The organism is Jeotgalibaca ciconiae, from assembly GCF_003955755.1.
Taxonomy (GTDB): domain Bacteria; phylum Bacillota; class Bacilli; order Lactobacillales; family Aerococcaceae; genus Jeotgalibaca; species Jeotgalibaca ciconiae.
On the sequence record NZ_CP034465.1, the window covers coordinates 2,338,393 to 2,362,278 of the forward strand.

The 23,886-nt window shown below is 37.0% G+C and carries 20 protein-coding genes and 1 other annotated feature; of the genes, 16 read left to right on the forward strand and 4 right to left on the reverse strand.

Going from position 1 to position 23,886, the window contains the following annotated elements; all coding sequences use genetic code 11:
* Positions 1-25: 25 nt before the first annotated feature.
* On the forward strand, positions 26-2,785 hold the full coding sequence (gene ileS, locus EJN90_RS10870; protein WP_126111155.1) for an isoleucine--tRNA ligase: 2,760 nt from the start codon (positions 26-28) through the stop codon (positions 2,783-2,785).
* Between the two features lie 195 nt (positions 2,786-2,980).
* Complete coding sequence (gene cspD, locus EJN90_RS10875; protein WP_126111157.1) at positions 2,981-3,181, forward strand: cold-shock protein CspD; 201 nt, start codon at positions 2,981-2,983, stop codon at positions 3,179-3,181.
* A 148-nt stretch (positions 3,182-3,329) separates the two neighbouring features.
* Here the strand turns inward: cspD and EJN90_RS10880 are convergent, their stop codons facing one another.
* The 3 genes from EJN90_RS10880 to EJN90_RS10890 all read right to left on the reverse strand — a co-directional run bounded on the left by EJN90_RS10880 (position 3,330) and on the right by EJN90_RS10890 (position 5,675).
* Positions 3,330-3,581 carry a GlsB/YeaQ/YmgE family stress response membrane protein gene (locus EJN90_RS10880; protein WP_126111159.1) on the reverse strand — a complete coding sequence of 84 codons (252 nt, stop codon included), beginning with the start codon at positions 3,579-3,581 and terminating at the stop codon, positions 3,330-3,332.
* Between the two features lie 145 nt (positions 3,582-3,726).
* Positions 3,727-4,932: a toxic anion resistance protein gene (locus EJN90_RS10885; protein ID WP_126111161.1), complete on the reverse strand. Its 1,206-nt coding sequence runs from the start codon at positions 4,930-4,932 to the stop codon at positions 3,727-3,729.
* 14 nt (positions 4,933-4,946) lie between these two features.
* Positions 4,947-5,675 (reverse strand): 5-bromo-4-chloroindolyl phosphate hydrolysis family protein, encoded by a 729-nt coding sequence (locus tag EJN90_RS10890; protein WP_126111163.1) that lies wholly within the window; start codon positions 5,673-5,675, stop codon positions 4,947-4,949.
* A 179-nt stretch (positions 5,676-5,854) separates the two neighbouring features.
* On the opposite strand from EJN90_RS10890, the gene EJN90_RS10895 reads away from it, so the two are divergent.
* From EJN90_RS10895 to EJN90_RS10930, 8 genes are all read left to right on the forward strand, one after another.
* A complete protein-coding gene (locus EJN90_RS10895) occupies positions 5,855-6,409 on the forward strand; it encodes an NUDIX domain-containing protein (protein ID WP_126111165.1) in 555 nt (184 codons plus the stop codon).
* Between the two features lie 2 nt (positions 6,410-6,411).
* Entirely contained in the window at positions 6,412-6,702 is a 291-nt protein-coding gene (locus EJN90_RS10900) for a hypothetical protein (protein WP_126111167.1), read from the forward strand.
* Positions 6,703-6,741: 39 nt separating this feature from the next.
* Complete coding sequence (locus EJN90_RS10905; RefSeq protein ID WP_174919282.1) at positions 6,742-7,434, forward strand: 5'-methylthioadenosine/adenosylhomocysteine nucleosidase; 693 nt, start codon at positions 6,742-6,744, stop codon at positions 7,432-7,434.
* Between the two features lie 649 nt (positions 7,435-8,083).
* Complete coding sequence (locus EJN90_RS10910; protein ID WP_126111171.1) at positions 8,084-9,118, forward strand: siderophore ABC transporter substrate-binding protein; 1,035 nt, start codon at positions 8,084-8,086, stop codon at positions 9,116-9,118.
* Positions 9,119-9,127: 9 nt separating this feature from the next.
* Positions 9,128-10,141 carry an ABC transporter permease gene (locus tag EJN90_RS10915; protein ID WP_126111173.1) on the forward strand — a complete coding sequence of 338 codons (1,014 nt, stop codon included), beginning with the start codon at positions 9,128-9,130 and terminating at the stop codon, positions 10,139-10,141.
* Positions 10,138-11,199 carry an iron chelate uptake ABC transporter family permease subunit gene (locus tag EJN90_RS10920; protein ID WP_126111175.1) on the forward strand — a complete coding sequence of 354 codons (1,062 nt, stop codon included), beginning with the start codon at positions 10,138-10,140 and terminating at the stop codon, positions 11,197-11,199. Before EJN90_RS10915 ends, EJN90_RS10920 begins: the two co-directional genes overlap by 4 nt.
* Complete coding sequence (locus EJN90_RS10925) at positions 11,196-11,948, forward strand: iron ABC transporter ATP-binding protein (RefSeq protein WP_126111177.1); 753 nt, start codon at positions 11,196-11,198, stop codon at positions 11,946-11,948. The genes EJN90_RS10920 and EJN90_RS10925 overlap by 4 nt, the downstream gene beginning before the upstream one ends.
* Before the next feature lie 491 nt (positions 11,949-12,439).
* Complete coding sequence (locus EJN90_RS10930) at positions 12,440-13,456, forward strand: WD40/YVTN/BNR-like repeat-containing protein (RefSeq protein WP_126111179.1); 1,017 nt, start codon at positions 12,440-12,442, stop codon at positions 13,454-13,456.
* Positions 13,457-13,578: 122 nt separating this feature from the next.
* On the opposite strand, the gene rpsD is transcribed toward EJN90_RS10930, so the two are convergent.
* Complete coding sequence (gene rpsD / locus EJN90_RS10935) at positions 13,579-14,190, reverse strand: 30S ribosomal protein S4 (protein ID WP_126111181.1); 612 nt, start codon at positions 14,188-14,190, stop codon at positions 13,579-13,581.
* Between the two features lie 387 nt (positions 14,191-14,577).
* Here rpsD and EJN90_RS10940 point away from each other — a divergent pair, with 387 nt between their 5' ends.
* The 6 genes from EJN90_RS10940 (at position 14,578) to EJN90_RS10965 (ending at position 23,844) form a co-directional block, all read left to right on the forward strand.
* Positions 14,578-16,296: a septation ring formation regulator EzrA gene (locus tag EJN90_RS10940; protein ID WP_126111183.1), complete on the forward strand. Its 1,719-nt coding sequence runs from the start codon at positions 14,578-14,580 to the stop codon at positions 16,294-16,296.
* A gap of 98 nt (positions 16,297-16,394) precedes the next feature.
* The gene (locus tag EJN90_RS10945; protein ID WP_126111185.1) at positions 16,395-17,534 is read left to right on the forward strand and encodes a cysteine desulfurase family protein; all 1,140 of its coding nucleotides are present in this window, start codon (positions 16,395-16,397) and stop codon (positions 17,532-17,534) included.
* A 13-nt stretch (positions 17,535-17,547) separates the two neighbouring features.
* On the forward strand, positions 17,548-18,762 hold the full coding sequence (gene thiI / locus EJN90_RS10950) for a tRNA uracil 4-sulfurtransferase ThiI (protein WP_126111187.1): 1,215 nt from the start codon (positions 17,548-17,550) through the stop codon (positions 18,760-18,762).
* Between the two features lie 88 nt (positions 18,763-18,850).
* Positions 18,851-19,342, forward strand: a complete 492-nt coding sequence (tpx, locus tag EJN90_RS10955) for a thiol peroxidase (protein ID WP_126111189.1) — start codon at positions 18,851-18,853, stop codon at positions 19,340-19,342.
* A 43-nt stretch (positions 19,343-19,385) separates the two neighbouring features.
* Positions 19,386-19,611 (forward strand) — a binding site (T-box leader).
* A gap of 217 nt (positions 19,612-19,828) precedes the next feature.
* Positions 19,829-22,477 carry a valine--tRNA ligase gene (locus tag EJN90_RS10960; protein WP_126111191.1) on the forward strand — a complete coding sequence of 883 codons (2,649 nt, stop codon included), beginning with the start codon at positions 19,829-19,831 and terminating at the stop codon, positions 22,475-22,477.
* Between the two features lie 65 nt (positions 22,478-22,542).
* Positions 22,543-23,844: a bifunctional folylpolyglutamate synthase/dihydrofolate synthase gene (locus tag EJN90_RS10965; RefSeq protein ID WP_126111193.1), complete on the forward strand. Its 1,302-nt coding sequence runs from the start codon at positions 22,543-22,545 to the stop codon at positions 23,842-23,844.
* The last annotated feature ends 42 nt before the right edge of the window (positions 23,845-23,886 follow it).

The following is a 23,886-nucleotide window of genomic DNA, read 5'->3' on the forward strand; positions in this document are numbered from 1 at the left end:
ATGTAAAAATGGAGGAATATATTTCATGAAAATGAAAGATACTTTGCTATTAGGAAAAACAAAATTTCCTATGAAAGCAAATTTACCAGTACGTGAACAAGAACGTGAAAAAGACTGGGAAGAAAATCGTGTATATGAAAAAAGACAAGAAAAGAATGCGGGCAAGCCAACTTTTGTGCTGCATGATGGCCCACCTTATGCAAATGGAGCAGTTCACATGGGACATGCTCTAAATAAAATCAGTAAAGATTTTATCGTTCGCTCAAAATCTATGTCGGGATACCGTGCTCCTTATGTTCCTGGCTGGGATACGCATGGTTTGCCAATCGAACAAGCATTGACGAATACAGGTGTGAATCGCAAGCAAATGAGTTTAGCAGAATTCCGTAAACTTTGTGAAGACTATGCTTGGAAGCAAATTGATGGGCAGCGTACTGTCTTTAAACGTTTAGGAGTGAATGGCGAATGGGATAATCCTTATGTAACCCTGACTCCGGAGTACGAAGAAGGAGAAATTCGTGTATTTGGTAAAATGGCCGAGAAAGGCTATATTTATAAAGGATTAAAACCAATTTATTGGTCTCCTTCCAGTGAGTCTTCTTTAGCGGAGGCTGAAATTGAATACAAGGATGTCAAGTCGCCTTCTATTTACGTGGCATTCCCGGTAAAAGATGGAAAAGGCTTATTAGATACAGATACTTCTTTTGTAATCTGGACTACTACACCGTGGACATTGCCTGCAAACTTAGGGATTACCGTTCATGCTGACTTTAATTATTCACAAATCGAAGCGGATGGACGCAAGTTTGTTGTCGCAACTGATTTATTAGAAACCGTTCAAAATGAGATTGGATGGGAAAATGTTTCTGTCTTGAAAGAATTAAAAGGTTCTGATATGGAGTATATGACAGCACAACATCCGTTCTATGATCGTGAGTCATTGTTAATGGTCGGTGACCATGTAACTTTAGAAGCAGGTACTGGACTGGTACATACAGCACCAGGACATGGGGATGACGATTACATCATTGGTAAGAAATATGGTTTGGATGTACTGTCTCCTGTAGATGATCGTGGTTGCTATACAGCGGAAGCGCCAGGTTTTGAAGGTGTTTTTTATGATAAAGCGAACAAAATGATTACAGAACTATTGGAAGAAAAAGGCCAATTATTGAAGTTGGACTTCTTTGAACATAGTTATCCGCATGATTGGCGTACAAAGAAACCAGTTATTTTCCGTGCTACTCCACAATGGTTTGCATCCATTGAAAAATTCCGTCAAGATATTTTAGACGAAATTGAAAAAGTTGATTGGATTCATCCATCTGGAAAAGTTCGTATCTATAATATGATCCGCGATCGCGGTGACTGGGTAATTTCTCGTCAAAGAGTATGGGGAGTTCCATTGCCAATTTTCTATGCTGAAAATGGTGATTCAATTATTACTCCTGAAACAATTGATCATGTTGCGAATTTAATTGGAAAATATGGTTCAAATATTTGGTTTGAACGTGATGCAAAAGAATTGTTGCCAGAAGGATTTACACATCCAGGCAGTCCAAATGGGGTATTTACGAAAGAAACAGACATTATGGATGTTTGGTTCGACTCTGGTTCTTCTCATGAATCAGTCTTACGTTCAAGAGAAAATCTAACATTCCCAGCAGATATGTATTTAGAAGGATCTGATCAGTATCGTGGTTGGTTTAATTCAAGTTTAACGACAAGTGTAGCAATTAATGGAGAGGCTCCTTATAAGAGTGTTCTATCGCAAGGATTCGTGTTGGACGGAGAAGGCCGCAAGATGAGTAAGTCGCTGGGAAATACCATCCTTCCAGAAAAAGTAGTTAAAAACATGGGAGCAGATATTATTCGTCTATGGGTATCTAGTGTGGATTATGAATCAGATGTCCGTGTAAGTGACGAAATCTTGAAGCAAGTATCTGAAACTTACCGTAAGATCCGCAATACAATGCGCTTCTTAATTGGTAACACAGAAGATTTTGATCCATCTGTGAATCGAGTTGCCTATGATCAACTACGTTCAGTAGATAAATTTATGATGATTCGTTTGAACCAAGTAGTTGAAACCTGTTTGAAAGCATACGAAGAGTATAGTTTTTCTACTATTTACCAAACGATTATGAATTTCTGTACAGTCGAATTATCTTCTTTCTATTTAGATTTTGCGAAAGATGTTGTTTACATTGAGCGTGAAGATGATGCAGCAAGAAGATCCATGCAAACGGTATTCTATGATGCAGTGTTGAACATTACAAAACTATTAACACCAATCATTCCTCATACAACGGAAGAAATTTGGGCTTATTTAAAAGAAGAAGAGGAGTATGCTCAATTAGCTGATTTACCGCAAGCAGTCTTTGAAGCTGATAAAGACGAAGTTTTAAAACAATGGAATACATTTATGTCCTTGCGCCATAAAATTTTGAAAGCATTGGAAGAAGCTCGTAATGAAAAAGTGATTGGTAAATCATTTGAAGCTCATCTTCATTTATATGTTTCAAAAGAAGTAAAAGAGTTGTTTGAATCAATTGATACAGAATTGTCACAACTATTTATCGTATCGCAATTAGATCTTCATGAAGAAGAAAATCTAGAAGACGGTATTCGTGTAGTCGTAGAGCACGCTCATGGTGAGACTTGTGAGAGATGTCGCGCAATTAAAGCTGAAGTGGGCACAATTGAAGACGCACCGACCCTATGTGAACGTTGTGCAGATATTGTTCGAAGCGAATTTCCAGAAGCTTTAGTCGAAGAAGAATGAAAGTAAGTAAGGGATAAGGGGAAACTCTTATCCTTTTTTTTACCCAAAAAATCCAATCTGTATTTTTTTGTAACCGTTTTTAGAAAAAACTTGCATTTTATAAGGAACTTCATTATACTTAAAGAAGTAATTTGAAAATATAAAAGTTTTTTATATGACAAATTATTAGTAAAATTTTGGAGGTACTGTATTAGTATGGAACAAGGTAAAGTAAAATGGTTTAACGGCGAAAAAGGATTTGGTTTTATCGAAGTTGAAGGTGGAGACGATGTATTCGTACACTTCTCAGCTATTCAAGGCGACGGCTTTAAAACATTAGAAGAAGGGCAAGACGTGGAATTCGACATTGTTGAAGGAAACCGTGGACCTCAAGCAGCTAATGTTGTAAAATTATAATCGTTAAAATTATTAATTACTTCATAAACTAAAAAATCCAAAGCACAGTGATCTTACCGATCATTGTGCTTTTTAAAATTTATTGCATAAAAAAGGGCTGAGAGACATTTCTCTCTAGCCCTTTTGTCAGCTCTGTACAAAATGATTATTATCGCTTATTCATTCTTCCTAATATTAATGAAACAATGAATATAAGAACTACAGCACCAATTAAAGCTGGAACAATAAAGAATCCACCTATTTCAGGTCCCCATTCTCCTAAAATCATCGTACCAAGCCAAGATCCGAGGAATCCAGCAATAATATTACCGATAATACCACCTGGTATATCTCTACCCATAATTGCACCTGCGATTGCCCCAAGTACTCCTCCGACAATCAATGTCCAAATTAATCCCATTTTTGTTTCCTCCTTTTGGTAAGTTATTTAGATAAAAATCATTATCTAACTATAACTAATTATAAAGTACTTAAGTCTTTTATCAAAACGATAACACTTTTATACAACAAAAGAAGCTGGAATGATCATCCCAGCTTCTAATTAACTAATTATATAAATCATTCTCTTCCTTTTGTAAGTTAAGAAGATGATCACGTAACTCGTTTTCCATAGAAGAAAGCTCTGTTTCCGCTTCGCGACGCTTAATACGTCCTTCTTGTTGGATTTTAAGGGTTTCTTGAAGGGTTTCTACTAAATCTTGTTGGGTCTTTTCAAGTGTTTCAATATCAATCACGCCACGTTCATTCTCTTTGGCTGTTTCAATAGCGGAAATTTTTAACATTTCAGAGTTTTTCAGCATCAGATCATTGGTCGTTTGCGACACTTGACGTTGAGCAGTGACAGCATCTTTTTGACGAAGAAGTGTCATTGCAATTGCGACCTGATTTTTCCATAAAGGAATGGCAGTGTGAATGGAAGCTTGGATTTTCTCAGCTAATGCCTGATTCGTATTTTGGATCAAACGAATTTGCGGAGCTTGTTGGATCGTCATTTGTCTCGCTAGACGTAAATCATGGGTTCTTTTTTCTAAACGATCTAAGAACTGGTTCAAGTCATTAACGATTTGTACATCCATTTGGCTTTTTGATTGTTCTGCCGTTGCAATTGCAGCTGGAATTTTGCTAGTGGATAGTTCTTCCATTTTTACTTCTCCAGCAGCAATGTAAATATTTAGAGCATGGAAATAATCTTCATTTTTTTTGTAAAGTTGTTCCAACATAATATTGTCGTTCAATAAACCATTTTTTTCACGATCTAACTTCACAGCGATTTTATCAATTTGTGCGCCGATTTGTTGGTATTTCGCAGTCATTTCATAGACACTTTGTTTGATTTTCCCAAACATTTTTCTAAATATATTATTATCTTCAGCACGTAGGTCATCGGGGCTTGTCTCATTTAACTTAAACATCAACTCATTTAAGGAATTACCGATTTCACCTGTGTCCTGATTTTGAACATGGGCAAGCATGGAGTGTGAAAAATCACCTAATTGCTTTTGAGCAGCGGCTCCGTAACTAATAATCGCCTGCATATTATTTTCATCAATTTGTTCTGCTAAAGCTACCGCTTGTTTTTTCCGGTCTTCTGGTAAACGATCTAATAATTTTTCGGTTTTACTATTTTCCTTTAATTCTGTATTTTCTACTTTGGCTGCTGGATTGGCATATGGATCAGCAAAAGGATTAGCTAGTAAATCTTCCAGTTCTTTATTTACATTTTGATCAGTTGTTTCAGGCTTATTTTCCAATGAAATCCCTCCTATTATAATTCATTTTCTGAAGGTTCTTTTACTTCAATATTCTCTTTATTATCTCTTTTCAATACATGATTAGCAAGTTCTAACTCGATATCCATGTTGTCAATATCATTAGACATAAAATCAAGATACTCTTTCGTAATCAGCTTACACATTTCATCAATCGTAGTAGCACTATTTTCTAATGATTGATAAGTTTCTTTATTTTTGGCAATATGACCGTCGATTTCTACATATTGATCCGTAAGCTCTTTTAAGTTCGGCAGATAAGTATAGAGAAGTTTGTTAACTTCATGCAGGCGCTCTGGTTGCTCTACAATATGCTTAAAGAAGTCCTTTAAGATATTGATGGTATTGTTTCGAGTAACGATTGCCTTCAATTTATTCCGCGATTGAACATTTTCTTCGATTTTATAAATATCTTCTCGAGCAGAATGCATCGTATTACGAAATAAATTCATCTCGTCTTTTGATAGACCTTTCGAACGATAAAAATTTTCTTTTTGAGAAGAAACGCGTTCTAACGGTTTTCCTTTGACCGGCGTGTATTTTCCATTTTTTGTACTCCTTTTTACTTTTGAAGAGCGATAGTATAAAACAATCCCCATAATGATTGTTAAAATAAGGGAGGTAATAAGATCGAATTCAAAAATAAACAGGAATATTACTAAGCCTATTAAACATATGACACTTGAGAAAGTATATTTCAGGATTTCTTTCGTATTATTAAACATAAGTGGTCCTCCTTAGCTTCTTGCTGAAATCTTTCTTTCCTTAATTTTAGCACACATAGCTTAGAAACACCTATCGGTCAAAAGGATGATTTTTAGTCAATTTGAAATGAAATCTTGTATTCAGGAAAAGAATTGGGGTATCATAGACTTAAATGGCATGAAGAAGTGAGGATTAATACATGGAATTTGAAGAAAAAACACTAAGTACAGAAACGATTTTTGATGGAGTCTTGGTTCATTTGGAAAGAGAAGAAGTGCTGCTCCCAAATGGTAAAACTTCGATTCGGGAAATTATTCGTCATCCAGGAGCAGTTGCCATGATACCTTTCACAAAGGAAGGAAAAATGGTCTTAGTTCGTCAATTTCGTAAACCGTTAAATCGCACGGTGATAGAAATACCGGCTGGAAAGCTAGAGAAAAATGATCTGGAACCATTGGAAGCTGCAAAACGTGAATTAGAAGAAGAAACGCATTATGCGGCAAGGAATTGGTCGGAGTTGGAAACAATGTACCCATCACCTGCTTATTTAGATGAGAAATTCACTATTTTTCTTGCAGAAGGTCTTGAAAAAGTTGCCGACCCTTTGCCTCAGGATGAAGATGAATTTGTAGAAGTAGTAGAATGTACGTATGAAGAGGCGTTGAAATTAAAAGCATCAGGTGAAATTTGCGATGCGAAAACATTATACGCTCTGTTATACTGGAAGTTGCGCTTATTAGAAAAGGAAGCTTGATGATGAGTAAAAAAGAAAAAAAACAATTAATCACACGTAAGAATTACCAAGAATATCTTCAAAATGAAACAAAGAAAAAAGAAGAAAAAGATACGAAGGTAAATTTACGGAGCGAAAAAAATAAAGTAAACACAGAAGAACAAAAAACAGAAAAGAAAAAAACAAAAAACACTGCAAAGACACGATTGACAGTTAAAGAAAAAGGTCGCAGATTAGATCGATTTTACAACTGGTCGATTATCATTGTGCTTGTTGCAATTGTTCTTGTTTTTGTATTAGCGTTTGTCATTTGATGCAACCATAAATTTTACTAAAGGGAATGTGAAAAGATTATGATCGGTATTATCGGAGCAATGGAAGAAGAAACACGCGTTTTACTTGAAAAAATGGAAAATCCTCAAAAAGAAGTGATTCATCATCTTGAGTATATATCAGGTTTGATTGACAATAAAAAAGTAGTTTTGGCTCAATCTGGAATCGGAAAAGTAAATTCTGCTTTAGCTACGGCATTTTTAATTGATCGATATAAACCTGAAGTAGTCATTAATACGGGCTCTGCCGGCGGTTTAAAACATACCTTAGCAGTAGGGGATGTTGTTATCGCGGATTCACTAGCTTATCATGATGTAGATGCTACAGTATTCGGTTATCAAAAAGGACAGGTTCCACAAATGCCTGCTCTCTATGAAAGTGCCCCCAATGTTGTCGAGAACATCATGAAAGCTGCGCAAGAAGTTGGCTTAGCAGCAGAAAAGGGTCTGATTGTTTCAAGTGATTCTTTTATTGCAAGTAAGGAAGAAATTACTCGAATTATATCAGAATTCCCAGAAGCTTACGCAACAGAAATGGAAGGGGCATCGATCGCTCAGACTTGCTATACCATGGATGTACCATTTGTTGTGGTTCGCGCGATTTCGGATCGCGCAGATGAGGAAGCATCCATCTCATTTGATGACTTTATTGTGGAGGCAGGCAAAAAATCTGCGGAAATGGTCATTGAATTTATTAAATATTATTCTGAGTGAGAATGAAAAGGAGCAGATTGCTCCTTTTTTTATTGCCTAGGGGATTATAAGTTCAGCCATCAATGTCTAGCTCCCAAGTCCTGACCTAATGAAAAAAAGATAAATTTGCCCCATTGCGCGCTTCGCTGCTCATTCAGGGTCAAATTTCCTATTTTTTCATAGGCCAAGGCGGACTTGTCCGCTTTTCTTATTGCCTAGGAAAAGAAAAATTTCTCAGAATTTAATGGACCCCCCAAATACACGGAGCTATTTCCCTAATCTCGTCTAGTGGAAAATTGAGCACGAGTCACTGGATGAGATTCACGATTATTCTCATCCAGTGACCACTAAAGAGTTCACTACTAGATGAAATTGTACAAAACACTATAGGAATAGATTGGGTTAATCTCACTTTTTTAATGAAAACCATGTGAATTTCATAATTAACAGTATTTTTTAACTGTTTTTTAATAAGAAAACGCTTTAAATCAAGATTTAGGTTGTAATTTATACTTTCTTGAAGTAGAATAAGCGATAAGTTAATTGAGAATCATTCTCAATTAGAATGATTCTCATTAAGTAGAAATAGAGAAAGGATTTTTAGCATTTTTAAATTTTTATAAAATATATATGCTTTTCAAGCATTCAAGATAGATAGGGAGAGATAAGTATGGGAAAACCTAAATTTTTAAAAGTGACTATGAGCATAGTGATATCGACTTTCATATTAGCAGCTTGTACAAACACAGGAGAGGAATCGGTTGAATCAGAAGTTACAGAATCCGTAACGGAATCTGTTACAGAGCCGGCTGAAACTTCCACGGTAGAAATCACCGACGCTCATGGAACGGTTACTGTTCCGGTAAATCCTAAGAATGTAGTTGCTTTGGATAATAGAATTTTTGAAACTTTAGCTGATTGGGATATTGAATTAGCGGCTGTTCCAAAAGGGGTAATGCCTGCGGATTCGCCATACGTTAGTAATGAATCAGTTCAAGATATTGGAAACCATCGAGAACCAAATCTTGAAATAATAGCAGCTGTAGAACCTGAGCTAGTGATTGTGGGCCAAAGGTTTGCTGGGTATTATGAAGAGATAAAAGAATTGGTACCAAATGCAGCTGTTATTGATCTTAATATTGACGTATCTGAGGAAGCTGATACACCAGGGGATAACTTGGTAAATGGCCTTAAAGATTCTACAGTTTCTTTGGGACAAATCTTTGATAAAAATGAAGATGCTGAACAACTGATTGCTGAATTTGATCAAGTCATCGAAGATGCTAAGACTGCATATAATGGAACCGATACAGTTATGAGTGTTGTCGTTTCTGGCGGGGATATTGGTTTTTCTGCTCCTCATTCTGGTCGTGTTTGGGGACCAATGTATGATATTTTCGGGTGGGTTCCTTCATTAGAAGTCGACAATTCTACTTCAGATCATCAAGGTGATGATGTTTCTGTTGAAGCGATTGCACAAAGTAATCCTGATTGGATATTTGTACTCGACCGTGATGCTGCAGTATCCTCTACATCTGACGCAGTTCCTGCTCAGGATGTTATTGATAACTCACCGGCTCTTCAAAATGTAACGGCCATTTCTGAAGGACAGATTATTTACGCACCAAAAGATACTTATACAAATGAATCAATACAAACTTACATTGAGTTATTTGAAGAACTTGCAACTAGTTTAGCAAAGTAGTGGAGTAAAATGTCAAAAAAAACAATAAAGAAAACGTTTGGGACTGAGAATACTCAGTCCCAACATTCTAATCACAATAAAATATGGACAAAACCTTTTATAATAGCAATGATCGTTGTAATTATTTTAGGTATTATATCACTGTTTACGGGCGTTTATGATATACAAGGGCAAGAGGACGGAATGAATATGTTTTTCATAACTCGTGTTCCAAGAACGATGTCATTAATGCTTACTGGAGCAGCAATGTCCATGGCAGGACTCGTAATGCAGCTTATTACACAGAATCGTTTAGTGGAATCCACTACAACAGGAACTGTTGAATGGGCAGGTTTGGGGCTTATTTTTGTTTATTTATTATTTCCTGCACCTACTTTGGTTCAAAGAATGACGGGTGCAATCGTTTTTTCTTTTATAGGAACGATGATTTTCTTTTTCTTTTTAAGAAGAGTAAAACTTCGTTCTTCTTTAATAGTTCCCATTATTGGAATGATGCTTGGAGCGGTCATTTCTGCATTTTCCACTTTTATAGGGCTTGTTTTTCAAATGACTCAAAATATTGAAAGTTGGTTTGTAGGGTCTTTTGCATCGGTTCAAATTGGAAGGTATGAATATTTATGGTTGATTGTTATCATTACTTTTTTTATTTTTATCTACGCCGATCGATTGACTTTAGCGGGATTAGGGGAAGATGTTACCATAAGCCTGGGAGTAAATTATAATATAATTGTTCTTCTGGGAACCATTCTTATTTCTTTTGCTGTGGGAATCGTCGCTGCTGTTATTGGAAATTTACCATTTTTAGGTTTGATTGTCCCAAATATTGTTTCAATGTATAGAGGCGATGACCTTCGAAGTAATTTGCCATGGGTATGTGTGTTAGGAATGGGTACAATAACTATTTGTGATATAATTTCCCGAACAATTATCATGCCCTTTGAAGTACCTGTTTCTTTGATACTTGGAACGGTGGGGGCAATCGTGTTTATTGTTATTTTATTAAGACAAAGGAGGCCAAGATGAACGAATTATACAGTAATAGAAAAAATGTTGACATCGATCCTAGCCTCCATAATGACAATAGATCTGCTAGAGCTTTTCGGACGAAGAAAGAAGAGAAACGTTATTGGATTTTGCTGATAATATTGATTGCTTTGGGACTTCTTTCTTCCTATGGACTTTTGGTTCATAATAATCCAGTTCCAGTAGATTCACCTTCTTTTATCCCGGTTGTTAGAAGAAGATTAGTAGCCCTTATTGCAATGATTATTACTGCGGTTTGTCAAAGTTTGTCGACCGTTGCTTTCCAATCGATTACCAATAATAGAGTGATAACTCCTTCACTTTTAGGATTTGAAGCACTTTATTCCACGATTCATACGAGCACGATATTTTTCTTTGGTGCCGGGACGTTTATAAATTTCAGTGGTGTCGGATCGTTTTTATTTCAAGTTATTGTCATGGTCTTAATGTGTTTGATTCTTTATGGCTGGCTGCTTTCTGGAAAATACGGAGACTTACAACTGATGCTTTTAGTTGGTGTTATTATTGGAACTGGGCTGAGGTCCTTTTCATCTTTCATGAGAAGACTTCTTGCACCGTCTGAGTTTGATATTTTACAAGCAAGATTGTTTGGTTCTGTTAACAATGCGGATTCTGAATATTTTCCTATTGCCATTCCAATTGTAATCATTGCAGTTATCCTGCTGCTTGTTTTTTCTAAGAATTTAAATGTATTGTCGCTTGGAAAGGATGTTTCTACATCTTTGGGAGTGAGACATCAACTTAGTGTAATTTATACGCTTGTAGTAGTTTCGGTTTTGATGTCGATTTCAACAGCTTTGGTTGGACCGCTTACTTTCTATGGATTTTTAGTGGCAACATTAAGTTATCAAGCAGCGCCAACTTATGATCATAGATATATTTTTCCAATGGCTCTCGCTATAGCATTTTTAATAATAACAGCTGCATACTTTTTTATGTATCATGTATTTAATGCTCAAGGTGTTGTTTCAGTTATTATTGAAATGTTTGGTGGAATAACATTTTTAATTGTAATTTTAAGGAAGGGTACTTTATGATAAAAATCGATAATGTAAAAAAGGTGTACACGGATGAAGTAGAAATAGGACCTTTAAATATTGAAATACCAAATGCTGGTCTCACCTCTTTAATTGGACCAAATGGTGCCGGGAAATCTACGACGCTATTGATGATTGGAAGACTTTTGGATATGAATGAAGGCAAAATTAAGGTAGCGAATATGGATGTTTCTGAAACAAAATCAGAAGATCTAGCAAAGGTTTTGACCATTTTGCGACAAGAAAATCATTTTGTAACAAGACTTACGATTAGACAATTAGCTGGTTTTGGACGTTTTCCTTATTCAAAGGGAAGATTAACGAAAGAAGATGAGGCTATTATTTCTAAATATATCAATTTTTTGGGTCTGACTAATCTAGAGAATAGGTACCTGGACGAGCTTTCTGGGGGGCAAAGGCAAAGGGCGTATGTCGCAATGGTTTTATGCCAAGAGACCGAATATATCCTTTTGGATGAGCCGCTGAATAATCTAGATGTTGCTAGTTCTGTTCAAATGATGGAACATTTGAGATATGCTGCTAATGAATTTGGCAGAACAATCGTGACTGTTCTGCATGACATCAATTTCGCAGCTAGATATTCTGATAGAATCTGTGCTATGAAGGATGGTCGGATTGTCACATTTGGAACAGTAGAAGAAGTTATGGACTCAAAAGTTTTGACTGATATTTTTGAAACAAAAATTGAAGTGATTGATGGTCCTCATGGGCCAGTAGCTATCTATTAGTTATGAAATTAAAAAAAATGAGTATATTTAAGAAATCTAATGGAAATTTGAAATGGTTGTTAAATTTTCTTGTCTTCGTACTATGAGAAGTGCTTCTATGAAAGTAGAGACACTTCTCTTTTTATCGTGTAAGGAACGGTTTATAATTTTTTCGGCCCTTAAAGTCTAGATACCCAGTCCCCCCGACTTGTTTGACTTTTATCAGGTAAAACTACCCATTAAAATGAAAACTTCCCTTGATAAAAATAACTAATCAGGTAAAGCCTTCTTTTTTATCCCCTCCTTTCCTTGATAACCACTATTTATCAAGGAAAGAGGCCATTAAAATTCTCTAATTGCCTTGATAGACCATTCACCGCCGGAAATAAATTAACTCTATTTGCTATAACAGTTATAATAAAGGAGAGGGAATGTAACCAGACTAAGATTAAATCCAGATAATTGTAAAACGAGCAAAATTAGAGAATTGCCAATATTTGGAGGTGTTAATAATGACAATCGGTTATTTAGTTATGCCACATGCCATTGTCCAAATTGAAGAAGTGGAAGAAAATTGGAAGTTAGTAGAACGTAGGATTGAACAAGTGCAATTTGAGTGTTTAGCATTTGATCCTCACGATGTAAAACGGATGTATGCAGGAACATTTGACCATGGTCTATGGGTCTCTGATGACGGCGGGAAACAATGGCGAGTTGCTGGTAAGGGGATTAATTCTTTTCGGGTTTCAGCAATTGCAGTCAGTCCAGTTGAAGTGATAAATGGAAGAGGAGTCGTTTGGGCCGGAACCGAGCCAAGTCGTCTTTATCGTTCGGAAGATGGTGGGGAAACGTGGACAGATTGTCCGGCTTTACTAGATCTTCCTTCCCAATCCAGCTGGAGTTTTCCACCAAGACCAGATACCCATCATGTTCGTTGGATTGAAGCTGATCGATTTAATCAAGATAAAGTTTTTGTGGGAATTGAATTAGGTGGTGTGATGAGAAGTCTCGATAAAGGATTGACTTGGGAGGATAGAAAGCCGGGTTCTCAGTTTGATTGTCACACAATGGCTACCCATCCCAAGAGAGAAGAACGTATCTATGAAGCGGCTGGCGGCGGTTTTGCTCAATCGCGGAATGGCGGAGAAACATGGCAGACGGAGAATAAGGGATTAGATCCCTTTACTTATTTAGTCAATATTGCAGTAGCTGCGGATCAGCCAGATTGTATACTTGTATCAGGAGCGAAAGGACCACGGCAGGCTTATCAGGCTGAACAAGCACACAGCGTTATTTTGAAGAGAGAAGATAATCAAAATTGGAGACTTATTGAAAAAGGACTTCCAGAGGCGGAAGGAATGACAGTTTCAGCATTAGCTAATTCTCCCACGGAACAAGGAGTATTTTATGCAGCAAATAATAAGGGTGTCTTTCGAAGTGAAACGTATGGAGAAAATTGGGAGAAGCTCCCGTTGAACTGGCCAAAAGCGTATCATGATTTGAGAATGAAGCAGCTCTTAATCAGATGAAGACGATTGCTTTAGTTTTTGTGAAGTAATTTTTCACAGAGAATCTTATGTGCTAAAAGATGGGTAAAAAAATAAGTATAGATTCCACTTAATGCGGATTCTATACTTATTAATTTTAAAGATTAACCTAATTTGTTGTAGTACTCAACGATGTAAGACTCATCAATATCAGCTGTTAATTCTTCACGTAATGGAAGACGGTTCAGAGAACCTTCTAATGTTTCAGTGTCAAAAGTGATGAATTCTGGACGACCAAATAGTGCGTCTACTGCAGCACGGATTGTAGTCATTTCTTTTGATTTTTCACGAACAGCAATTACTTGACCAACTTCCACTTGGTAAGAAGGGATGTCGATACGTTTGCCATCAACTGTAATGTGACCATGGTTTACCAACTGACGAGCTTGACGACGAGTTGAAGCCAATCCCAAACGGTAAACAACATTATCTAAACGACGTTCTAGAAGAACCATGAAGTTTTCACCATGTTTACCTTCAGTCATTTTACCAGCTTTTTTAAATAAAGTAGCAAATTGACGCTCGTTTAAACCGTACATATGACGTAGTTTTTGTTTTTCTTGTAGTTGTAATCCATATTCAGAAAGTTTTTTACGGCTTGTTGGGCCATGTTGACCTGGTGCATAAGGACGACGTTCTAATTCTTTACCTGTACCTGAAAGTGAAATGCCTAAGCGGCGAGATTTCTTCCAGCTTGGTCCTGTATAACGTGACATAATTTTATTCCTCCAATAATGTTTGTTTGGAGTAAAATAATTTGTTTGAAAGCTCAGCAGTGCGTGCAGTTTATCCTTCAATCTTCACCTTATGCAGCCGACAGGGTACGCAATTGAACCTAGATAGGCGATAAGCTGTTGACGCGGAAGCTTTACTTTCGCTGCATTATTTTACACGAAGATTATCATAGCATGCTTGGTAAAAATATGCAAGAAAAAGTCTGGAAAATCACGAAAAATTAAAAGTTAAATAAAATTTAGATTCTTTCCTCAAAAAACGTGAAAGGCTTGCTTTTTTTATGAATTCTTCTATGATATACTGAATGTTGACATCGTGGCCAGCTTTAGAAGAAAGTGGCACCAGTTGAATAGACGGAGGATTCTTAAATGGACTTAATATATTGGTTAGCAGGTATTTTTATCATTGTCTTGATAGGATACGGAATAGTTTTTTACTTAAATCGAAAACAAGCAAATCGCGTTAAAGAGCTTGATGAAAAGAAATTTAAAATGATGGCAATACCAGTAGCCGACAATTTGTATACATTGAAACATCTTAATTTAACCGGTCAAACAAAGCGTACCTACGAAAGTTGGCAAGCAACTTGGCAGACGGTTACCCGTTTTCAATATCCAGAGATTGAAGCAGCTTTATTAAGCGCAGAACAGAGTATTCAGCAAATGAACTTTGTAAAAGCTAAGAAAGCAACTGAAAATGCAGAAAAATTAATCGGTGAAACAAATAGTAGCGTAGAAAAAATAAACAAAGCGCTGGAGGCATTGTTGGAAAGTGCCCAAGAAAATCGCAAAGAACTTGAGGATGTTCAAGAGCGGTACAATGTAATAAGAAAACAATTGCTTGCCCATAGCTTTACATTCGGACCTTCAGTAGAAACACTGGAGAAAAACTTGAATTATATGGAGTTGGACTTTTCTAAATTTAACTCATTGACGAACGAAGGCGACCACATGGAAGCAAAAGAAATCTTAGATCGTATCGCAGAAGATTTAACATTAATGGAAGATTTAATTGAGAAGATTCCTGAATTAAACAAAAAGATAAAAGAAGAATACGAAGAACAAATCCATGATTTAGAAGAAGGATACGAACGTTTAGTCAGTGATAATTACGTATTCGATAAAGTGGATGTACCTGAAAAGATTAAAGACATCGAAGCGGTTATTAAGGACGTAAAAGATTCTATTGCTTTAGCTGATATAGATGAAGCACAGAAGAAAATGGATAAAGTTGAACGTAAAATCGATGACTGCTATGCGGTTATGGAGAATGAGATGGCAGCTAAAGAATTTGTTGACCGCCATCAATCAAACTTATCACGAAAAATGGATCATGTATTGCAGAGCAATCGTTATGTGTTATTAGAGATTGATCGTGTATCTCAGAACTTCTTTTTAAATCAAAATGAGTTAGCTCGTGCAGAAGACTTTGAAGAGCAGCTGCTAAAAGAAAATGAAGCATTGCGTTACCATGAAAAAATGTTGTCTGAGCACCAAATTGCTTATTCTCTAGCAAAAAGTTATTTTGAGAAATTAAGCCAAAAACTAAGCGAGATGGATAAAGAACAATCTGATTTAGTCGCAAAATTAAGCAATTTGCGTAACCGTGAAAAAGAAGCAAAAGATTCAGTTGATTTGTTTGAAATGGATATGCGTAATATGAAGCGTACTTTGGAAAAACAACATCTTCCAGGTTTGCCGAAAGTTTATCTGGATTTATTCTTCGCAGTTTCTGATCGTATCGAAGATGTTTCGGCAAAATTAAACCGAGTGAAAATCGACATGGATGAAATAGAATCACTAGTGAAAATGTGTGAAGAAGATATTGAAATGTTGGAGAACCGCACACAAGAAATTTTAGATAATGCAAACTTGACAGAATATACCATACAGTACGCGAATCGCTATCGCCATTCTAATCCGGAAGTGGAACGAGCAATTGCAGAATCTTTGCGATTATTCCAAGAAGAATATGAGTTTGAAAAATCATTAGAAATAATGAAAGATATTTTGAATAAGATTGAACCAGGAGCTGCTAAAAAAGTAGAAAATGGTTATTTTGAAGATAAATCCCGTAAATCATTTTAAAAAGAATTTGATAAAGAATGTGTGGATGAAAGCTGAGACGTAGATTTCTACTTATGTCTCAGCTTTAGCTTTGTATTAGAATAGAAAGAGTGAAAAAAATGATTTATTTTGATAATAGTGCTACAACATACATGTATCCAGAAGCATTGGATACCTATGTAAAAGTCAATCAATCCTTCTTTGGCAATCCTTCCAGTCTGCACAAGCTCGGGACGCTAGCAGATAATTTGCTGCAACAATCACGTAAGCAAGTAGCAGACTTATTGAGCGTTTCTCCGAAAGAGATTTTTTTTACGAGCGGTGGAACAGAAGGGGATAACTGGGTGATCAAAGGCACTGCCATGGAAAAAAGAATGTATGGAAAACATTTGATCACATCCAGTATTGAACATCCTGCCGTTTCAAGATCGATGCAACAATTAGAGAAGTTGGGTTTTGAAGTAACTTATTTGCCAGTTAATAAAGAAGGTTTGATTTCTGTGACGGATTTGAAAGAAGCTATTCGGGAAGATACGATTCTAGTTTCTCTTATTGCTGTTAATAATGAAGTGGGTTCAATCCAACCTATCAAGGAAGTGGGGGAATTGTTGAAGAATCATCCAACAATCCATTTTCACGTAGACGCTGTTCAAGCAGTAACAGAGTTTAATCAAATTTTATTGCATCCTAGAATCGATTTTCTTGTGTTGTCTGCTCATAAATTCCATGGACCAAAAGGAGTCGGGATTGTCTATAAAAAGCATGGAAAACGAATTGCACCCTTGCTGTCAGGCGGCGGGCAAGAATCGGGCGAGAGAAGTTCAACTGAAAATATTGGCGGAATTGCAGCAACGGCTAAAGCGCTTCGGATGACAATAGAAAGAAAAGAGGCAGCTCGCCAAAAAGAGCTGGCAATTCGAGATTATATCCGATCATTTTTAGAACAATATCCTAATGTTCAGTTGTTTAGTCATGAAGAAGGAGCTGCTCATATTCTATGTTTTGCTTTGCAGGGTGTCCGTGGTGAAGTGATGGTACATGCTTTTGAACAAGAAGACATAATCATCTCTACTACCAGTGCCTGCTCAAGTAAAAAAGGAGAGGTACCTGCCACCTTAGAGTCGATGAGTGTACCTTCGGAATGGTCAAAATGCGCCGTGCGATTAAGTTTCGGCGAGGAAAACACCATGGAAGAAGCCAAACGGTTTACTGAAGTATTTAAACAGTTACATAAAAAATTTAACATTATTCAAAAATAGAGAGGAATTCACTATGGAAACACGTATCCAAATTCGCTTCGGTGAATTATCTACTAAAGGTAGAAATAAAAGAAGATTTATTCAAAAACTTGCACAAAATATTCGTTTCGCTACCAAGGAATTCAGCCAAATAAAAATTAAACCGGACCATGATTTTATCTTTTTAGATTTAAATGGGGCAGATGAAAAAAGCGTCATTGAAAAATTGAAAGATGTTTTTGGGATTCAAAGCTTTTCGCCTGTTTATGTTTTACCGCGCGATTTCGAAACAGCACGAAAATTTATCGTTGATTTAGTAAATGATATGGAGCCAGCCGGAAAAACATTTAAAATTGCTACTCGTCGTGCAGACCATAGTTACGAACATGATACAAATTGGTTGAATGCTGAGTTTGGCGCTGCCGTTTTAGAAAGTATCCCAGAAATAGCTGTTCAAGTAAAAAAACCAGAAATAACTGTGCGGGTAGATGTAAAAAAAGAACACTTTTTGATAAGTACGAAAAAGTATCAGGGAGCTGGAGGATTGCCAGTGGGAACAAGCGGCAAAGGAGTCATTATGCTTTCTGGCGGAATTGATTCCCCTGTTGCGGGCTATCTTGCAATGAAACGTGGCGTGGAAATTGAAGCTGTTCATTTCCATAGTCCGCCTTACACAAGTCCACAAGCGCTGCAAAAAGCAAAAGATTTAACTGCAAAATTAACTCGTTACGGAGGAAATGTCCAGTTTATCGAAGTTCCTTTTACAGAAATTCAAGAAGAAATTAAAGCAAAAGTACCAGAAGGTTATTTAATGACAGTTACAAGAAGAATGATGTTGCGCTTAACAGATGCGATTCGCGAACAAAGAAATGCTTTAGCGATTTTTAATGGGGAAAGTTTGGGGCAAGTTGCTTCGCAAACGTTGGAAAGTATGATTGCCATCAATGATGTGACAAACACCCCCATTATCCGTCCTGTAGCAACACTCGACAAGCAAGAAATTATCGATATCGCTCAAAAGATTGATACGTTCGATTTATCAATTCAACCTTTTGAAGATTGCTGTACCATTTTTGCACCGACTGCACCAAAGACAAAACCACGAGCGGATAAAGCTCGTTATTATGAAGATAAATTAGATGTAGATGCTTTAATCCAGCGTGCTATGGATGGGTTGGTCATAACAAATATTACTTCAGAGTTATCCAGCCAACAACAAAATAAAGATACTTTTTCTGGGTTATTATAACTTGCTTCATCGAAATAAAAAGAGTTATTCCTTACTTTTCCAAACAAACTTGGTATAATGAAGATATTGAGACGAGGAGGAATCGAATATGAAAATTACATTTAAAGGTGAGCCAATAGAGCTTGAAGGAACGCAACCAACAGTTGGAGAGAAAGCTCCAGCATTTTCATTGAAGAACACAGCAGGGGAAGAAGTAAGCACAGAGAGTTTAGCTGGAAAAGTTACAATTTTAAGTGTCTTCCCGAATATCAATACGAGTGTTTGTGATAAGCAGACGCGTGAATTTAATGAAGTTGCTTCTGATATTGAAGGGGTTCGTCTAGTTTCCGTATCAAAAAATACCAATGAAGAATTGACAGAATGGTGTGCTGCAAAGGGATTGCAAATGGAGATGCTCTCGGATGACGGATCGTTTGGTAAAGCATTTGGCGTTTACATTCCTGAGGTTGATTTGTTGGCACGCAGTGTCTTTGTTATTGATGAGAATGGTTTAGTCGGTTATAAAGAAATTCTTCCAGAATCAGGTGGACCTGAGCCAAATTATGAAGCGGCAGTAGAAGCTGCAAAAGATTTAGTTTAAGATATTGTGATTTCTGTTGACAGATGATAAACTAGTAAAGAATATTGATGCGATTGTACAAGGAAGAGTAAACTAAAATTTGATTATGAAGAGAGAAAAGCATAAGGTGGGAGCTTTTTTAATCAATTGGTTGAACGTAGCCTTAGAAGCAAATAGAGTGAAGGCTTATTAGCTGAGTAGCTTTATTCGGAGACTTCTCCGTTACCAAAAATGAGAGATGGGGGAAACCCTGTAAGCTTAGGTGGTACCGCGATTGATTCGTCCTGCATTTTATGTAGGGCGATTTTTTTATAGACTAGGGGATTATAAGTTCAGCCAACAATGTCTGGCTCCCAAGTCCTGACCTAATGAAAAAAAGATAAATTTGCCCCATTGCGCGCTTCGCTGCTCATTCAGGGTCAAATTTCCTATTTTTTCATAGGTCAAGGCGGACTTGTCCGCTTTTCTTAATTGATAAGAAACCAGCAGAAAGAAAGGAAGAAAAATATGTCGATTGATCATACAATGTCAACGAAATACCAACCAAATGAAGTTGAAAAAGGAAAATATAAAAAATGGGTGGAAGAGAGACTATTCCGTCCAAATGGAAATCCAGATGCAAAACCATATTCAATTGTAATTCCCCCTCCAAATGTTACAGGACGGTTGCATTTAGGGCATGCTTGGGACGTTAGCTTGCAAGATATGCTGATTCGGATGAAGAGAATGCAAGGATATGATACTCTATGGCTTCCAGGCATGGATCATGCAGGAATTGCAACACAAGCAAAAGTAGAAGCAAAATTGGCTGAACAAGGAGTTTCTCGTCATGATTTAGGTCGTGAGCCTTTCATTGATAAAGTCTGGGAGTGGAAAGAAGATTACGCTTCTGTCATCCGTGATCAATGGGAAAAAATGGGGATTTCTGTAGATTATGAACGAGAAAGATTCACATTAGATGATGGTCTATCCGATGCAGTGCGTAAAGTATTTGTTACTCTATACGAAAAAGGCTTAATTTATCGTGGGGCTTATTTAATCAACTGGGATCCGCAAGCACAAACGGCTTTATCAGATATTGAAGTAATCCATAAAGATGTAAATGGTGCTTTTTATCATTTCCGTTATCCATTAGCGGATGGGAGCGGCTTTGTTGAGTTGGCAACGACTCGCCCAGAAACCATGCTAGGTGATACCGCAGTAGCAGTTCATCCAGAAGATGAACGTTATGAGGACCTTGTTGGGAAAACCATCCTTCTGCCATTGATGAATCGGGAAATTCCGATTATTACAGATGATTATGTAGATAAGGATTTTGGAACAGGTGTAGTGAAGATAACACCCGCCCATGATCCTAATGACTTTGAAGTAGGTTTGCGTCACCATTTACCACAAATAAATGTCATGAATAAAGATGCTACGATGAACGAAGAAGCTGGTAAATATGCAGGTATGGATCGCTTCGAAGCAAGAAAAGCAGTCGTAAAAGATATGGATGAACAAGGGTTCTTAGTGAAAGTAGAAGAAATGGTTCATAGTGTAGGCCACTCTGAAAGAACAGATGTAGTTGTTGAACCATTAATTTCAACACAATGGTTCGTTAAAATGAAACCACTAGCTGAAAAAGCAATACAAAATCAAGAAACAGATAATAAAGTAAGTTTCTTCCCAGATCGATTTGAAAATACCTTTATACGTTGGATGGATAATATTCATGATTGGGTAATTTCTCGTCAGTTGTGGTGGGGACATCAAATTCCAGCATGGTATCACAAAGAAACAGGTGAAATGTATGTAGGAATGGACGCTCCAGAAGATATTGAAAACTGGGAACAGGATCCAGATGTATTAGATACATGGTTCAGCTCCGCTCTCTGGCCCTTTTCAACGATGGGATGGCCAGATGAAGACGCAGCTGACTACAAACGCTATTTCCCAACTAGTACATTAGTAACAGGTTACGATATTATTTCTTTCTGGGTAAGCAGAATGATCTTCCAATCATTAGAGTTTACAGGAGAACGTCCTTTTGAGAATGTATTGATTCACGGTTTGATTCGTGATGAACAAGGCCGCAAAATGAGTAAATCTCTTGGTAACGGAATTGATCCAATGGAAGTCATTGAACAATACGGTGCAGATGCACTAAGATGGTTCTTGGCAAATGGTTCTTCCCCGGGGCAAGACGTTCGCTTTAGTTATGATCGAATGGATGCCGCTTGGAACTTTATCAATAAAATATGGAATGCAAGTCGCTATGTTTTAATGAACTTGGATGGTTTAAGTTATGAAGACATTGACTTGAGCGGAGAAAAAACTCTGGCAGACAAGTGGATTCTATCCAGCTTGAACCGAACAATTAGAAAAGTAACCGACTTATTTGAAAAATTTGAATTTGGCGAAGCAGGACGTATTTTGTATCATTTCATTTGGGATGAATATTGTGATTGGTATATCGAAATGACGAAAGAAGTGTTGCAGGGAGAAGACGAAGCAGCAAAACACACTGCTCGAAGTATCTTAGCTCACGTACTAGATAATATTTTACGTTTGCTGCACCCAATCATGCCTTTTGTTACAGAAGAAATTTGGCAAAATGCTCCTCATGAAGGAAATTCGATTGTAACAGCTGCTTATCCGACTGAAGACGCTGAAATGGTTGACCCTGATGCTGAAAATGCGATGGAAAAACTCATTGGTTTAATTCGTGGGGTGCGTAACATACGCAATGAAATGAACACGCCTATTTCAAAACAAGTACCGATGCAAATAAATGTAATGGATGCAGAAACAGAAGCGGTTTTCAAAAATAATAAAGCGTACATTATTCGTTTTTGTAATCCATCTGAATTAGAAATTGGTCAAAATCTAGAGGTAGCTGGAGAAAGCGTAACGGCTGTTATTTCTGGTGGCGAAGTGCGGATGCCGTTAGCTGGCTTAGTGAAACTGGAAGATGAAATCAAACGTCTGGAAGGTGAAGCTGAGAAACTTCAAAAAGAAGTAGATCGTGTCGTTAAGAAACTGGGCAATGAAAAATTCGTAAGTAAAGCACCTGAAACAGTGGTTGAAGGTGAGCGAGCAAAAGAAAAAGATTATCGCGGAAAGCTTGAGATTGTAGAAGAACGCATTGCGACATTGAAAAAACAATTAGGATAATTTTTATTCATATTTTTAAAAGCGGCTAAAGAGATTTGGCCGCTTTTCATTAAGGTGATGATAAAATGTTTGAGACATATGAAGAAGCTTTAGAATGGATTCACACAAGACGAGGAATGGGACCGAAACCGGGTATTCGTCGAATGGAATGGATGATGGAGAGATTGGATCATCCAGAGCAGAAATTTAAATCCATCCACATCGCTGGAACCAATGGAAAAGGGTCGACAGTAGCTTATTTGACGAGTTTATTTAAAGAGAATGGCCATACTGTGGGAAGCTTTACTTCTCCCCATATCATGAAATTCAATGAACGAATCAGTTTAAATGGAAAACCAATTTCTGATGAAGAAGTGGTTGGGTTAGCTAATAGGATTCGACCTCTTTACGAGGAAATTTCACTTACTGAATTAGGGGGATTAACGGAATTTGAAGTAGTTACATCAATGATGTTTCTTTATTTCTCTCAAGTAAAACCGAATGTTGTTTTACTTGAAGTAGGGCTGGGCGGCCTATTCGATAGTACGAATGTCGTGGTGCCCAATTTATCTGTCATTACAACTATTGGGATTGACCATATTAAGATCTTGGGCAGTACCATAGAAGAAATTGCCTTTCAAAAAGCAGGAATTATCAAAGACAGCGTATCAGTAGTGGTGGGAAATATTTCGTATCCAGCTAAAAAAGTACTGCTTGAAGTTGCAAAAGAAAGAGGCGCGAAGGTCAGCATGTTTGGAGAAACTTTTAAAGCAGAACATCATCCAACTAGCTCTGGTTTTCATGAAACTTTTGATTACCAGAGCGATACTTGCGATTTAGAGAATCTAGAAATTTCTTTAATGGGCAAACATCAAGTGGAAAATGCTGCAACTGCTTTACATGTTTTCCGAATATTCTGCGATGAGAATCAACTTTCCTATACGAAAGAAAAAATAAAGACAGGACTGTTGCATGCTTTTTGGCCTGTGAGGATGGAAGTAGTATCACAAAAGCCACTAGTCGTCCTGGACGGTGCTCATAACGAGCCGGCAATGAAAGCTTTATTAAAGGCTCTTGAAAATCATTTTTCCGGCAAAAAAATCCATGTTCTTTACGCATCTTTGACGACAAAAGAATTAGAAAAGATTGGGGAATGGCTAAAGAGAATTCCGAATTCAACTATTCACTTGACGACCTTTGATTTTCCGCAAGTAGCCAGCTTGATTGAATTAGAAGAACGAATGGAAATCCCGACTGCCATCTATCATCCTGATTGGCAAGCAGCAGTGAAGGATTTATTGGAAAAAACAAAGGACGACGAGTTATTATTAATTACCGGCTCTTTATATTTTCTTTCGAAAGTCAGACATCTTTTGTTAAAGAAATAATGTAAATTTCACTTCTTACGTATTCTATTGTTAGGTACGGAA